The sequence below is a fragment of the Cryobacterium psychrotolerans genome (assembly GCF_900101115.1).
GTDB classification, from domain to species: Bacteria; Actinomycetota; Actinomycetes; order Actinomycetales; family Microbacteriaceae; genus Cryobacterium; species Cryobacterium psychrotolerans.
The window spans coordinates 153,743-167,874 of record NZ_FNFU01000007.1 but is presented as its reverse complement, the minus strand read 5'-3'; the positions used below and the strand labels follow the sequence as shown (position 1 = coordinate 167,874).

At 68.4% G+C, this 14,132-nt stretch carries 14 protein-coding genes; 5 read left to right on the top strand and 9 right to left on the bottom strand.

What is annotated here, in order from left to right:
- Nucleotides 1-354 precede the first annotated feature (354 nt).
- A complete protein-coding gene (locus BLQ39_RS08370) occupies nucleotides 355-1,245 on the top strand; it encodes a hypothetical protein (protein ID WP_092323212.1) in 891 nt (296 codons plus the stop codon).
- Between the two features lie 259 nt (nucleotides 1,246-1,504).
- Here BLQ39_RS08370 and BLQ39_RS08365 read toward each other — a convergent pair whose 3' ends face one another.
- From BLQ39_RS08365 to BLQ39_RS08350, 4 genes are read right to left on the bottom strand one after another with little or no spacing between them, the layout of a single operon-like run.
- Nucleotides 1,505-2,116 (bottom strand): GNAT family N-acetyltransferase, encoded by a 612-nt coding sequence (locus BLQ39_RS08365; protein WP_092323211.1) that lies wholly within the window; start codon nucleotides 2,114-2,116, stop codon nucleotides 1,505-1,507.
- A complete protein-coding gene (trpS, locus tag BLQ39_RS08360; RefSeq protein WP_092323209.1) occupies nucleotides 2,116-3,120 on the bottom strand; it encodes a tryptophan--tRNA ligase in 1,005 nt (334 codons plus the stop codon). The genes BLQ39_RS08365 and trpS overlap by 1 nt, the downstream gene beginning before the upstream one ends.
- A 42-nt stretch (nucleotides 3,121-3,162) precedes the next feature.
- Nucleotides 3,163-4,017, bottom strand: a complete 855-nt coding sequence (locus BLQ39_RS08355; protein WP_092323208.1) for an exodeoxyribonuclease III — start codon at nucleotides 4,015-4,017, stop codon at nucleotides 3,163-3,165.
- A 28-nt stretch (nucleotides 4,018-4,045) separates the two neighbouring features.
- Nucleotides 4,046-5,137, bottom strand: a complete 1,092-nt coding sequence (locus BLQ39_RS08350) for a YihY/virulence factor BrkB family protein (RefSeq protein ID WP_092323206.1) — start codon at nucleotides 5,135-5,137, stop codon at nucleotides 4,046-4,048.
- A 227-nt stretch (nucleotides 5,138-5,364) separates the two neighbouring features.
- On the opposite strand from BLQ39_RS08350, the gene BLQ39_RS08345 reads away from it, so the two are divergent.
- A complete protein-coding gene (locus BLQ39_RS08345; protein WP_092323205.1) occupies nucleotides 5,365-5,706 on the top strand; it encodes a hypothetical protein in 342 nt (113 codons plus the stop codon).
- 49 nt (nucleotides 5,707-5,755) lie between these two features.
- Here BLQ39_RS08345 and BLQ39_RS08340 read toward each other — a convergent pair whose 3' ends face one another.
- The 5 genes from BLQ39_RS08340 to BLQ39_RS08320 all read right to left on the bottom strand — a co-directional run bounded on the left by BLQ39_RS08340 (nucleotide 5,756) and on the right by BLQ39_RS08320 (nucleotide 10,500).
- Nucleotides 5,756-6,514 carry a succinate dehydrogenase iron-sulfur subunit gene (locus BLQ39_RS08340; RefSeq protein ID WP_092323203.1) on the bottom strand — a complete coding sequence of 253 codons (759 nt, stop codon included), beginning with the start codon at nucleotides 6,512-6,514 and terminating at the stop codon, nucleotides 5,756-5,758.
- A 2-nt stretch (nucleotides 6,515-6,516) separates the two neighbouring features.
- The gene (gene sdhA, locus BLQ39_RS08335; protein ID WP_092323202.1) at nucleotides 6,517-8,334 is read right to left on the bottom strand and encodes a succinate dehydrogenase flavoprotein subunit; all 1,818 of its coding nucleotides are present in this window, start codon (nucleotides 8,332-8,334) and stop codon (nucleotides 6,517-6,519) included.
- An 18-nt stretch (nucleotides 8,335-8,352) separates the two neighbouring features.
- Nucleotides 8,353-8,805 (bottom strand): succinate dehydrogenase hydrophobic membrane anchor subunit, encoded by a 453-nt coding sequence (locus tag BLQ39_RS08330; RefSeq protein WP_092323200.1) that lies wholly within the window; start codon nucleotides 8,803-8,805, stop codon nucleotides 8,353-8,355.
- 11 nt (nucleotides 8,806-8,816) lie between these two features.
- Nucleotides 8,817-9,233 (bottom strand): succinate dehydrogenase, cytochrome b556 subunit, encoded by a 417-nt coding sequence (sdhC, locus tag BLQ39_RS08325; protein ID WP_092323199.1) that lies wholly within the window; start codon nucleotides 9,231-9,233, stop codon nucleotides 8,817-8,819.
- A 112-nt stretch (nucleotides 9,234-9,345) separates the two neighbouring features.
- Nucleotides 9,346-10,500, bottom strand: coding sequence for a glycosyltransferase family 4 protein (locus BLQ39_RS08320; RefSeq protein ID WP_092323197.1), 1,155 nt, complete (start codon nucleotides 10,498-10,500; stop codon nucleotides 9,346-9,348).
- A 78-nt stretch (nucleotides 10,501-10,578) separates the two neighbouring features.
- Here BLQ39_RS08320 and BLQ39_RS08315 point away from each other — a divergent pair, with 78 nt between their 5' ends.
- The 3 genes from BLQ39_RS08315 to BLQ39_RS08305 all read left to right on the top strand — a co-directional run bounded on the left by BLQ39_RS08315 (nucleotide 10,579) and on the right by BLQ39_RS08305 (nucleotide 14,129).
- Complete coding sequence (locus BLQ39_RS08315) at nucleotides 10,579-11,700, top strand: mannose-1-phosphate guanylyltransferase (protein ID WP_092323196.1); 1,122 nt, start codon at nucleotides 10,579-10,581, stop codon at nucleotides 11,698-11,700.
- 30 nt (nucleotides 11,701-11,730) lie between these two features.
- Nucleotides 11,731-12,798 (top strand): BMP family lipoprotein, encoded by a 1,068-nt coding sequence (locus BLQ39_RS08310; RefSeq protein ID WP_092323194.1) that lies wholly within the window; start codon nucleotides 11,731-11,733, stop codon nucleotides 12,796-12,798.
- 230 nt (nucleotides 12,799-13,028) lie between these two features.
- On the top strand, nucleotides 13,029-14,129 hold the full coding sequence (locus BLQ39_RS08305) for a BMP family lipoprotein (RefSeq protein WP_092323193.1): 1,101 nt from the start codon (nucleotides 13,029-13,031) through the stop codon (nucleotides 14,127-14,129).
- Nucleotides 14,130-14,132: the final 3 nt, after the last annotated feature.

Below are 14,132 nucleotides of genomic sequence, written 5' to 3'. Positions count from 1 at the left end.
CCGCCCGCATCCGCCCGCATCCGCCCGCATCCGCCCGCATCCGCCCCCTGCCGCATCCGCCCTGGGGGCATCCGCATCCGACGCCTGCTCTGCCCGGGGACGGGTTTGGCTAACTCAGGAGAATTCGCATCTGCGTCCGGTGGGCCCGCGGACCAGTGCGGCCGTTTCCCTTCGCCGCACTGGATCTCCTGAGTTAGCCACGAGCGGCGGTGGACACGAGCGGCGGTGGACACGAGGGGCGGTGGAGACGCGGGCGGGAGGGACGAGTTCGCCACAGGGGCGGGTGGGCCGGCGTTGTCCCCAGAACCATCGGAGGCCGGAATTCGCGGGCCGCGGGTCGTCAGGCTGCTGGCCATGAGCTGGGCCGAATACTTCCGCGACAACCGAGTGCAGATTGCCGAGACCGCGGCCCTGAACTCTGCCGGTGCCACCTGGCGAGCGCTTCGAGGCGCCGTAGACGCTGGACACCTGATCCGCGTGCGGCGGGGTCACTACGCACTGCCGGATACGGACGTCCACATCCTGGAGGCCGTGCGCGTCGGCGGACGGCTGACATGTGTTTCCGCCGCGGCGGACGTGGGCGTGTTCGCCTTTGACAGCAGGCTCGCGCATGTCCAGATTGATCCCACGGGTTCCCGTTTGCGCACACCTCACGACCGATTCCAGCTCCTCACGGACCAGAACCGACACGGCGTCGAGCTCCACTGGAACGTACTGCTCCAACCTGACGACGGCTCCGAGTACCGAGTCGGGCTCATCGACGCGTTGGTGCAGATTCTTCGCTGCCAGGAGCCCAGGTTCGCGCTGGCCTCCCTGGACAGTGCCCTGCACCAGCGCCTGATGCCTCCGACCGCGCTTTCTGTGATCTTCGCCGCGGTGCCGCGGGAAATCCTGTATCTCAGGCGCCTCGTCGATGCGCGCAGCGAAGCGGGTCAGGAAACCGTGCTTCGCTTCATCGTCGGGCAGGCCGGATACGAATTCGAGATCCAGGTGCGCATTGACGGGGTCGGTCGAATCGACATGATTGTGGAAGGGTGCATCGCCGTCGAGGCGGACAGCCGGCAGTTTCACGATGGCTGGGACGCCCACGCGCGCGACCGGACTCGTGATTGCGAACTGGCGATGCTCGGATACCTGCCCCTTCGGGTGCTCTACCGCGACATCATGTTCCACCCCGAGCGCGTGCTCGCCGCAATCGCAGGCCTGCTCGACGCAAGCCGCCACTACCGCCGCACGTTCGCCTAGCTGGGCCGTCCGCCGCCTGGCCGGCCCGCTCCCGGAGGTGACCCGCCCGGCCCCGGAAATGTGTGACCGGCCCGGTCCCGGAAATGTGGCCAGCCCTCTTCCGAAGGTGTGAGCGGCTCTCTCCCGGACGGTGCCGATGGCCTCCATCAGAGCGACTGCGCGTCCCTCGCGGTGGCTAACTCAGGAGATTCCGGATGCGTCGGGTGCCCTGAACCGCCATTTCGGGGGCCGGAGAACGCCGGATACGAATTCTCCTGAGTTAGCCACACCCGGCGGGTGAGTCGGCGCCGGGCGGGGGATCGCCAAGCGGTTGCTCGAGGGGCCAGCCGTCCTTCGGCTCCCGGGTGTCGGAGGAGCGGAGCACGGCGTGCCAGGACGGGGGATAGGTGCCGTCGCGGTGCGCCTGGATCGCCGGCCCGACCCCGGTGAACGTGAACCCGGCATTTCGCGCGCTGCGCGCGGACGCCATATTCCCCTCGAGGCATTGCCAGCTGATGGTGTCGACCACGCCGTTCGCGAACGCCCACTCGATCACCAGCCGCTGCGCCTCGGGGATGTGGCCGTGGCCGCGGTGGGGGGCGCCGAGCCAGTAGCCGATCGAGGCGCTCGGCAGCCGCAGGCCGATGACCCCCAGCAATTGCGCGGTCTCCGGGTCGCGAACCGCCCAGGTGTACTCCGAGTCCGCCGCCCACGCCGCCGGTATATACCCGGAGACGAATGAGTCGGCGTCGGAGCGCTGGTACGGCCACGGGATGTGCAGGTAGCGCTCGAAAATCGGGTCCTGGCAGTACTCGTAGACGCGCTCGGCATCGGCCGGGAGCAGCTGGTCCAGCCGCAGGAGCGGCGAGGACAGGGTGACGGGCCGCACCATCAGCGCCTCGGCAGCAGGCCGACGGCGTCGTAGGCCCGCGCCAGGGTGACGTCGGCCACGGCCGCGGCCCGGTCGGCGTTGTGCGCCAGCAGGCGGTCCAGCTCCGCCGGGTCGTCCAGCAGCTCGATCACACGCGAACGGATCGGCCCGAAGGTGCCCTCGACGACCTCGACGAGGCCCTTCTTCAGGTCGCCGTAACCGCGCCCCGCGTACTCGTCCTCTAGAGAGCCGATCGTGACCCCCGCCAGCACCGAATAGATCGTGAGCAGGTTCGCCACGCCGGGCTTGTTCTCCCGGTCGAAGACGACGCCGCCCTCCGCGTCGGTGACCGCACGCATGATCTTCTTCTTCGTCACCGACGGCTCGTCGAGCAGCCAGATCACCCCGGCGTGCGACTCGGCCGACTTCGACATCTTCGAGGTCGGGTTCTGCAGGTCGTAGATCTTCGCGGTCTCCTTGACGATGGCCACCTCCGGCACCGTGAAGGTCGAGCCGAAACGCGAGTTGAAGCGTGCCGCCAGGTCGCGGGTGAGCTCGACATGCTGCCGCTGGTCTTCGCCGACCGGCACGATCTCGGTCTGGTACAGCAGGATGTCCGCGGCCATTAGCGTCGGGTAGGCGAACAGTCCGACCGTCGTCGCGTCCTGTCCGTGCCGGGCGGACTTGTCCTTGAACTGGGTCATCCGGCTGGCCTCGCCGAAGCCGGTGATGGTGTTGAGCACCCAGGCCAGCTGCGCGTGAGCGGCGACATGCGACTGCACGTACAGGGTCGACGCCGAGGGGTCGATGCCGGCGGCGATGTACTGCGCCGCGGTGCGCCGGGTGTTCTCCCGCAGTGCGGCGGGGTCCTGCGCGACCGTGATGGCGTGCAGGTCGACGATGGAGAAGAACGCGTCGTGCGTCTGCTGCAGCGCCTTCCAGTTGAGCAGGGCGCCGATGTAGTTGCCGATCTGCAGCGATTCTGCGGAGGGCTGCATGCCGGAGTAGAGGCGGGGCTTGTCCATGAGGTCAGGTCTCTCGTGCGTGTGCCGTGGGCGGCAGGAAGGTCAGATGGCGTAGTCGACGACGACGGGCGTGTGGTCCGACCAGCGCTGGTCGTAGGCGGCGGCGCGGTCGACGGCGTAGTTGGTGACGGATGCCGCCAGCGCCGGGGTAGCGAGCTGGTAGTCGATCCGCCAGCCGGTGTCATTGTCGAAGGCCTGCCCGCGCCAGGACCACCAGGTGAACGGCCCGTCGACCTCGCCCGCCCACTTGCGGCCGACATCCACCCAGCCGAGGCCCGCCCCGGCGTTGTACGCCGGGTCGTCTTCCGCGCCGAGGATCCGGTCGAAGTAGGCGCGCTCTTCGGGCAGGAAACCGGCCCGCTTGACGTTTCCCTTCCAGTTCTTGATGTCGAACCTGCGGTGGCCGACGTTGAGGTCGCCGAGCACCACGACGCGGTCGCTGTGCGCGGCCAGCTCGGGCAGGCGCGCCAGCATGGCGTCGAGGAAGGTGTACTTCTCGACCTGCTTCGGGGTGTCGGCCTCGCCGGAGTGGACATAGGTGCTCACGACGGTGACGATGGTGCCGTTGACCTCGTAGTCGGCCTCGAGCCAGCGTCCGGCGCTGTCGAATTCGTCGGCGCCGAGCTGCACCCGGTGGATCGTGGCCGTCGATCGGCTCGCGATCGCGACACCGGCCCGGCCCTTGGCCGTCGCCGCGTCGTGCACTACGCTCCACTCCGGGCCGAGCAGGCCTTCGAGGTCATCCGTGGATGCCCGCACCTCCTGGATGGCGAGGATGTCGACGTCCCGGCCGGCGAGCCAGTCGCCCATGCCCTTGCGGAAGGCGGCACGCACGCCGTTCACGTTGATGCTGGCGATCCGGAGCGGTTTGGCGGGTGTGGCGGGGGAAGACGGCATGGATCAAGTCTAGTTTGGGCGCAGCCGCTTACCGTTTGGCGATCGGGTCCGCACCGGCTGCGCCTTCCCGCGCTGCGCGGTCGACAGCGGCGCGGAGGCGGCGGGAGGTGCCCCATTTGCGGTACCAGGCGGCTTCCCTGTGGGCGCGGCTGGCCTCGCGCAGTTCGGTGAGCACTGCCGCGCGTGCGGCCTCTGCCTCCTGGCGCAGACGCTCCGCCGCGGCCGCCGCGGAGACCGCGGCGCCCGGCCGCCGCGGGTCGATCCCCGAGTCCTGCATGCCGACGGAGATCCACGAGGCGGCCAGCAGGGTGACCGAGTTCGTCAGGTTGAACCAGATCAGCAGCCCGATGATGACGGCGAAGGTATCCAGCAACGGGTTTCGCCCGGCGCCGCCGAGGAGCGCCCCGCCGAGCACCTTGAGCCCGCCGAGCGCCACTCCGCCCAGCAGGGAGCCAACGAGGAGGCGGCGGAGGGGGATGCGCACCCGCGAGAGCACCCGGAAGAGCACGGCGAGCGTGGCCGTGTCGATGACCAGCACGAGGAGCAGGCCGACCGTGCGCGCTGACGCGCTGAACCAGAAGGACTCCTCCGGGATCCCGGCCAGCGCGAAGATTGCGCCGAGCGCCCAGGTGCTGGCCAGGGACACGAGCGCCGACACGACGAGGGCGAGCCCGAAGAGGAGGCCGAGGCCCAGCTCCCGGAGCTTGACCAGGGCGAAGAATGTCGTGTCGTGAGGCAGGCCGAAGATGGTTCGCACGGCCGTCGCTGTCGTCGACAGCCAGCCGAGTGCGGTGACGAGCAGGCCGACGAGGGCGATGGCGCCGGTCCAGCTGAGCACGCCGGCGCTGGCGAGTTCGGCGGGGTCGATGATGCCCTCGGTGCCGATCAGGCCGGGGATCGACTGGTTGATCAGGGCGAAGAGTTCTTCGGTCAGCGCGGGGTTGGAGTAGAGCCACAGCCCGGCGATGGAGAACCCGACCCAGATCGCGGCGAACATGGCGAAGATCGACTGGTACGACATGCCGCCGGCGAGGATGCCGCCACCGCTGTTCGTGAAGTGCGTGAACACGCGCACGGGTCGCCAGGCCAGGACCCGATTGACAGTCGCGGTGATCTTCACTTGACCAGCCTAGCGAGGCGCGTACCCGGCGGTGCGGTGCACCCCCAGTTCGGGGCGCAAATCATAAGTGAGCGAGTCTCACCTCTTGCGGAGGCTGCCTCGTCCTGCGACTATTCCACTGCTGAACCACTCGAGCCGCCACTCCATACCCCCGAACGTGGAGGGTGACCATGTCTCCGACGTACCCGCAACCTCGGCTACCCGATTCCGGGCATCCGAGTCGACGGATGCGCGCTGCCCAGGTCGCCGCGGTGGCTTTCGCGCTCCTATCGTGTGCCGGCCCGCCGGCGGCGTATGCCGCCGACGGACCGGCCGGGCACGGTGCGGTTGTGGTCGAGGCAGACGCGAATCGCGTCGGCCGGCCGGTGGCGCCGCGACCCGAAGCGGCCCCACCGGCTCCGGCCCGAGTCGCCGAGGCCGCAGCAGCCGAGGCCCCAGTCGCCCAGGACAGGACCGCTCGACCCGGAGCGCTCGACTTCGTCTGGCTTCTCCCGCTGGGCAGCGGCCTGGCCGTGCTCGGTACCGGCTGGGTGCTCAGCCGACGCAACCGCAACGACGATTCCGACTAGGCGAGACCGCCCGGCCGAGACCGCCCGGCCGAGACCGATCAGGCGGAAGCTACGGCTTGCCTCGCATCATGGCCTGCTTGACCTCGGCGATGGCCTGGGTGACCTGAATGCCTCGGGGGCACGCCTCGGTGCAGTTGAAGGTCGTGCGGCAGCGCCACACGCCCTCTTCGTCGTTGAGGATGTCGAGGCGCACGGCGGCGTTGTCGTCGCGTGAGTCGAAGATGAAGCGGTGCGCGTTGACGATCGCGGCCGGGCCGAAGTACTGCCCGTCGGTCCAGAACACCGGGCAGCTCGACGTGCACGCGGCGCAGAGGATGCACTTGGTGGTGTCGTCGAAACGCTCACGCTGGGCCACCGTCTGGATGCGCTCCTTGCCGTCCTTGGGCGCCTGCTGCGACACGAGGAACGGCTGCACCGCCTTGAACGACTCGAAGAAGGGCTCCATGTCGACGATGAGGTCCTTCTCCAGCGGCAGGCCCTTGATGGCCTCCACGTAGACGGGCTTCGTGATGTCGAGGTCCTTGATCAGGGTCTTGCAGGCCAGGCGGTTGCGGCCGTTGATGCGCATCGCATCCGAACCGCAGATGCCGTGGGCGCAGGAGCGGCGGAAGCTCAGGGTCCCGTCCTGCTCCCACTTGATCTTGTGCAGGGCGTCGAGCACGCGGTCGGTCGCGTACAGCTCGACGTCGAAGTCCTGCCAGTGCGGCTCGGCGTCGACCTCCGGGTTGAACCGGCGGATCATCAGCGTGACGGTGTACGACTCGATCGCCTCGGGAACGGCGGGCGGCGTAATGGTTGCGGTGGTCACCGTCAGTACTTCCTTTCCATCGGCTGGTAGCGCGTGATCGTGACCGGCTTCCAGTCGAGCGCGATGTGGTCGGCCGCGTCGGCGGAGTGCGGGTCCCCGGTCAGGTAGGCCATGGTGTGCACCAGGTAGTTCTCGTCGTCGCGCAGGGGGAAGTCGTCGCGCATGTGCCCGCCGCGGCTTTCCTTGCGGTTGCGGGCGGAGAAGACGACGACCTCGGCGAGGTCGAGCAGGAAGCCGAGTTCGACGGCCTCGAGCAGGTCGGTGTTGAAGCGGCGTCCCTTGTCCTGCACGCCGATGTTCTTGTAGCGCTCGCGCAGCGAGTGGATGGTGTCGGTCACGTCCTTGAGCGACTCGTCGGTGCGGAACACCTGGGCCTTGGCGTCCATCGTCTCCTGCAGTTCCTTGCGGAGCACGGCGATGCGTTCGGTGCCGGTGGAGCTGCGGATGCCCTCGATCAGTCCGCGGACGAACTTCGCCGGGTCGGCGGGCAGCGGCACGAACTCGGCGGTCTTGACGTACGCGACGGCGTTGTTGCCGGCGCGCTTGCCGAACACGTTGATGTCGAGCAGGGAGTTGGTGCCGAGGCGGTTGGAGCCGTGCACCGACACGCAGGCGCATTCGCCGGCGGCGTAGAGGCCGGGCACGACGGTGGTGTTGTTGCGCAGCACCTCGGCGTTCACGTTGGTGGGGATGCCGCCCATCGCGTAGTGCGCGGTCGGCATGACCGGCACCGGCTCGGTGACCGGATCGACGCCGAGGTAGGTGCGGGCGAACTCGGTGATGTCAGGGAGCTTGGTCTCGAGCACCTCGGCGCCCAGGTGGGTGCAGTCGAGGTAGAGGTAGTCCTTGTTCGGTCCGGCGCCGCGACCCTCCGCGACCTCCTTGACCATGCAGCGGGCGATGATGTCGCGCGGCGCGAGGTCCTTGATGGTCGGCGCGTACTTCTCCATGAACCGCTCGCCGCTGGCGTTGCGCAGGATCGCGCCCTCGCCTCGGGCGCCCTCGGTGAGGAGGATGCCGAGCCCGGCGAGGCCGGTCGGGTGGAACTGGAAGAACTCCATGTCCTCGAGCGGGAGGCCCTTGCGCCAGATGATGCCGACGCCGTCGCCGGTGAGGGTGTGCGCGTTCGAGGTGGTCTTGTAGATCTTGCCGAAGCCGCCGGTGGCGAAGATGAAGGCCTTGGCCTGGAAGACGTGCAGCTCGCCGCTGGACAGGTCGTAGGCGACGACGCCCGAAGGCTGCTCGACCCCGTCGACCTCGGTCATGATCAGGTCGAGCACGTAGTACTCGTTGAAGAAGTTGATGCCGCGCTTGACACAGTTCTGGTACAGCGTCTGCAGGATCATGTGGCCGGTGCGGTCGGCGGCGTAGCAGGCGCGGCGCACCGGGGCCTTGCCGTGGTCGCTGGTGTGGCCGCCGAAGCGGCGCTGGTCGATCTTGCCCTCGGGGGTGCGGTTGAACGGGAGGCCCATGTTCTCGAGGTCGATGACCGCGTCGATGGCTTCCTTGGCGAGGATCTCCGCCGCATCCTGGTCGACGAGGTAGTCGCCGCCCTTGACCGTGTCGAAGGTGTGCCACTCCCAGTTGTCTTCCTCGACGTTTGCGAGGGCCGCGGCCATGCCACCCTGGGCCGCGCCGGTGTGGGACCGGGTCGGGTAGAGCTTGGAGATGACCGCCGTGCTGGCGCCGGGGCCGGCTTCGATGGCGGCACGCATGCCGGCTCCACCCGCTCCCACGATCACGATGTCGAACTGGTGGTAGTGCACGCCGTCAACGACGGTGGACTCCGTGGGCGCTGTGGAAGAGGCAGGCGTTGTCATGATGGGTGTGTGCAGCTCCTAAAGGGCCGAGCAGAACGAGGGGAGAAGGTCGGCGGGCTGGCCGGCCGGGCAGGGGTCGAAGGTGAAGACGACCAGGGTGCCGAGAATGATGAGGACCGCGACGCTGGCGAAGATGGCCCACTTGAGGATGCCGCGGATGAGCGGCTTGGTTGCGTAGTCGTTGACCAGCGTGCGCATGCCGTTGCCGCCGTGGATCAGGGCGAGCCAGAGCATCAGCACGTCCCAGGTCATCCAGAACGGGTTGGTCAGCTTGCCGGCGACGAACGCGAAGTTGAGGGCGCTGACACCCTCGCCCAGCCAGAGGTTGACGAAGAGGTGGCCGAAGATGAGCACGACCAGCACGACGCCGGAGACGCGCATGTAGATCCAGCCCCACTTCTCCCAGTTGACGCCCCGCTTGCGGGGCGCACGGGCGTAGGGACTGCGGGGGGCTTCGATGGTGGTTGACATGTCGTCCCCTCCTAGTGGTTGAACACGTTGGTCAGGTGGCGGGGCACGAAGGCGAGCATCGTGACCACCCAGAGGCCGATGACGACGTAGAACATCACCTTCTGGTACTTCGCGTTCCAGAAGTCGATCAGGATGATCCGGATTCCGTTGAACGCGTGGAACACGATGGCCGCGACGAGGGCGGTCTCACCGAGGCCCATGATGGGCGTCTGGTACTGGCCGATCACCGCGTTGTAGGCCTCGGGGCTCACCCGCACGAGCGCGGTGTCGAGGATGTGGACCAGCAGGAAGAAGAAGATCGCCACGCCCGTGATGCGGTGCAGGACCCACGACCACATGCCTTCTCGGCCCCGGTAAAGGGTTCCGGCGGGGCGACGCGAGGTCGTCTTTTGCTGATATGTCGGGGTTCCTGCCGTTTGCTGTGGCATGAATAACCCTCCCTGGTTGAGATGTGGCCTCGATGAGACGAGGCAGTCGCGCTCATGAGCGCGTGTTCCCAGTCTAGGTGTCGGCGCTCAGTTTTTTTGCGGACGGGCCCGCCTAACGTCGCATCGAGAGCGGCACGAGCGTGCTCGCCCAGACCGCGGCGCGCTCGTCGATGGCTCGTTCGTAGTAGTCGAGGAGGGTCCCGCACACGTTCTCCCACGACCGGCCGAGCACGCTGCGGCGCCCGGCCTCGCCCATCCTTCGGCGCAGCTCCCCGTCTCCGGCCAGGCGCGTCACACAACGCCTCATGTCCCGTTCGTCGTTCGGGGTGAAGAGGTATCCGTCCTCTTCGTGCGAGATGAGGTCGATCGGGCCGCCCGCGCGCGGGGCGACCACGGGGAGGCCTGCGGCGTGGGCCTCCTGGATGGTCTGGCCGAAGGTCTCTTCCGTGCCGGCGTGCAGGAACAGGTCGAAGCTCGCGTAGGCGGCCGAGAGCTCGGCGCCGGCCAGGCGGCCGAGCCAGGTGACGGGCATCCCGGCCAGTTCACGCCGAACGAGGTCGGAGGACGGCCCGTCGCCGACGAGGGCCAGGCGGATGCCGTCCAGCCCGCGCAGCGCCCGGAACCGCTCCACCTGCTTCTCCGGGGCGATCCGGCCGACGTAGCCGACGACGACCTCGCCGCGGGGGGAGAGGCGCTCCCGGAGCGCCCTGGCCGTCGGGTCGCTCCGATGGTTGGGGTGGTAACCGACGAGGTCGACTCCGCGGGCCCAGGGCTCCAGCCGGCGCAGGCCGATGCGACGCAGGTCGGCCATCGACGCCGTCGAGGGCACGAGGGTGAGGTCCGCGCCCTCGTGCACCCACTTGACGAGGCGCCAGGCCAGGCCGGCGGCCTGGCCGAGGTTGTTCCGGCGGGCGTAGCCGGCGACATCCGTCTGGTAGATCGCGACGGTGGGGATGTCCAGGCGGTTGGCCGCGGCGATGCCCTGGGCGCCGAGCAGGAACGGGGACGCGGCGTGCAGCACGTCGGGCCGGAAGTCCTGCAGTAGCCGGGAGACAAAGGGGCTGGGCAGGCCCACCGGGAATTGCCGGTAGGCCAGGGCCGGCACGGTGTGCACCGGAAACCCCGCGTACTCGGGCGGCGCCCCGGCCGGCGCGATGACGATGGCGTCGTGCCCGTGTCGCGCGAGGTGCTCGAGCACCCGGCACACGCTCGTGGTGACCCCGCTGATCGTGGGCAGAAAGCTTTCCGTGATGACCGCGACCCTCATGAGGCGAGCGTACGGAGGCGAGATAGCCGCCGGGTGAATGGCGGGTATCCGGCCGGGCGGCGGCGGTAGTCTGGCCAGATGCCTCAGACCAGCACCCCCATTGAGCGGTTTTACAGCGTGATCCCGGCCGGCGGGATCGGCTCGCGGCTGTGGCCGCTGTCCCGCGCGGACGCCCCCAAGTTCCTGCACGACCTGACCGGGTCCGGCCAGACGCTGCTGCGCGACACCTGGGAACGCCTGGCCCCGCTCAGCGGCGAGCAGCGCGTCATGGTCGTCACCGGCCGGGCCCACCGCGCCGCCGTCGAAGACCAGCTGCCGGAGCTGGCCGACCACAACGTGGTGCTGGAGAGCGAGCCGCGCGAATCGTCCGCCGCAATCGGGCTGGCTGCCGCGATCCTGCAGAAGCGCGAGCCGGGCGTCATCATCGGTTCCTTCGCCGCGGACCACGTGATCAAGGGCTCCGTCCAGTTCCGCGATGCGGTCACCGAGGCCGTGGCCGCCGCCGACGCCGGCTACATCGTGACCATCGGCATCCGGCCGACCGAGCCGGCCGTCGGGTTCGGCTACATCAAATGCGCCGGCCCGCTCGCCATCCCGGGGGCCCACAGCGCCCTCGCGGTCGACACCTTCGTCGAGAAGCCGAGCCTCGAGACGGCAGAGGGCTACCTCGCCGACGGCCGGTACCTCTGGAATGCCGGGATGTTCATCGCCCGGGCCGACCGCCTGCTCGAAGAAATCGGACGGTCAGAACCCGAGCTGCTGGCCGGGCTGCTGGAACTGGCCGAGGCGTGGGACACCCCGCGTCGAGGCGCCGTCGTCGACCAGGTCTGGCCGCGCCTGAAGAAGATCGCCATCGACTACTCGGTCGCCGAACCCGTCGCCGCCACCGGCAAGCTCGCCGTCATTCCCGGCCTGTTCGATTGGGACGATGTGGGCGACTTCGCCTCGATCGCGAAGATCCACTCCGGCGGGCGCAAGCACGACCTGGCCATCCTCGGGGAAGGCGCCCGCGTGCTCGCCGACTCGTCGAGCGGCATCGTCGTCAGCCACACCAAGCGGATGATCGCCCTCATCGGCGTCGAGGACATCGTCGTCGTCGACACCCCGGATGCTCTGCTCGTCACGACGAGCGCCAACGCCCAGAAGGTCAAGGCCGTCGTCGACGCGCTGAAGCTGTCGGGCTCGAGCGACGTTCTCTAGACTCGTTCCACCCCTGTGAAGGAGCGTCACATGACCCGTCGTGGTTTCATCGTCCCGGCCGTCGCCGTTTCCGCCCTGCTGCTCGCCGGCTGCGCGCCGGCGCCGGAGGAGGACGCGCGGCCCAGCAGCACGGCGGCGCCGGACTATTGCGCGCGCATGGTGACCAACTCCGGGGGCCTGGAGGACCGCTCCTTCAACCAGTCGAGTTGGGAGGGGCTCCAGCAGGCCGCCACCGACTTCGACATCGAGGTCGACGCGATCGTCTCCACGTCCGAGACCGACCTGGCGCCCAACGTCGAGCAGGCCGTGGGCACCGGCTGCGACTTCATCCTGACGGTCGGGTACGAGCTCGCCGACGCCACCACGGCCGCGGCGCTGGCGAACCCGGAGGTGCACTTCTCGATCGTCGACGAGCAGGTCGCGGGGGAGAACATCAAGCCCGTCGTCTTCGATACCGCCCAGGCCGCCTTCCTGGCCGGCTACCTGGCCGCTGGGGTCAGCCGCACCGGGATCGTCGCGACGTTCGGCGGCGGCAACCAGCCGCCGGTGACCCTCTTCATGGACGGCTTCGTCGACGGGGTGGCCAAGTACAACGAGCTGCGCGGAACCGCGGTGCGGGTGCTCGGCTGGGACAAGGCCACGCAGGACGGCGTGTTCACCGGCGATTTCGAGGACACCCTGAAGGGCAAGACGACGACCGAGAGGCTCCTCGACCGGGGCGCCGACGTGATCATGCCCGTCGCGGGGCAGGTCGGCGAGGGCGCGGCAGCGGCCATCCTCGAGCACGGCGAGTCCTCGCTGATCTGGGTCGACAACGACGGCTACGACTCGCTGCCGGCCCAGTTCCGGCCGATCCTGCTGACCAGCGTGCTGAAGAACACCCAGGATGCCGTCCTGGCGATCATCGACGCGGACCTCAAGGGCGATTTCTCCAACAAGCCGTACGTGGGCACCCTGGAGAACTCCGGCGTCGACATCGCGCCGTTCCACGATCGGGCCGGGCTTGTCTCCAGCGAACTCGCCGCCGGCGTCGAGGAGCTCCGCGCGGCCATCGTCGCCGGGATCCTCGAAGTAACCGGCCCGAACACCCCCCGCTGACCGGTCTCTTCCGGCTGAGTTTCGGACAAAGTACCTTCGTTTCGCAATTGAGGGTTCCTTTTCCGCAACTCAACCCGAACCGGCTTCGGGGGGTGCTCATTTGAGCAAGTTAGTTCGGCTATGTAACTGTTCGGTCACGACTCCGGTTTGCTCATCTGAGCAGGCAATTGTTCGCTAAGTTGTACCCACATAGCCCCTGCCCACCGCAGGGCCGCATCTTGGAGGTCGCTTTGAGAATCACATCCCGTAAGCCCGCACTGAGCGGCCTTGCCGCGCTGGGTGTCGTCGCTCTCTTCGCCGGGTGTGCTCCGGCACCGGAGGAAGGCGGGGACACAAAGGCCCCCGTCGTCAGCGACTTCCTGCCCTGCATGGTTTCCGACGCCGGCGGGTTCGACGACAAGTCGTTCAACCAGCTGGGCTACGAAGGCCTGGTCAAGGCGGCCGACGAACTCGGCGTCAAGGAAAAGCATGTCGAGTCCGCCACGGCGACCGACTTCAAGCCGAACCTGACCAGCCTGGTCGACCAGGGCTGCAACCTGATCATCACCGTCGGGTTCGCCCTCGCCGAGGCCACCGCGGAATCCGCCAAGGCCAACCCGGACATCAACTACGTCAGCATCGACGACACGATCGACCTCGACTTCGACGGCAAGACCGACGTTCCGAATGTCAAGCCCATCGTCTTCGACACCGCCCAGGCGGCGTTCCTCGCCGGCTACCTCTCGGCGGGCGTCTCCGAGACCGGCAAGGTCGGCACCTACGGCGGAATGCAGTTCCCGACCGTCACGATCTTCATGGACGGTCTCGCCCAGGGCGTCGCACATTACAACAAGGAAAAGGGCGCCAAGGTCGAGGTCGTCGGCTGGAACACCGAAACGCAGAAGGGTGTCTTCTCCGGTACCTTCAGCGCCGGCACCCAGCCCCTCACCGACGCGCAGAACCTGATCGACGCTGGCGTGGACGTGCTGCTGCCCGTCGGCGGCCCGATCTACCAGAGCGCCGCTGCGGCCATCCGCGACTCCGGCAAGGAGATCGCCCTGATCGGGGTCGACGCCGACGTCTTCGTGACCGACCCGTCCGTCGCCGACCTGCTGCTCACCTCGGTCCTCAAGGGCATCGACGTCGGCGTGGAGGAAGCCGTCCTCAAGGCCGGCCGCGACGAGTTCGACGTGACGCCGTTCGTCGGCACGCTCGAGAACGACGGCGTCGGCCTGGCCGAATTCCACGACTGGGCCGACAAGGTCCCGGCCGAGCTGCAGGATGAACTCGACAAGCTGCGCGAAGACATCATCAGCGGCGACGTCAAGGTCACGTCCTACCTCGCCGGCTAATTT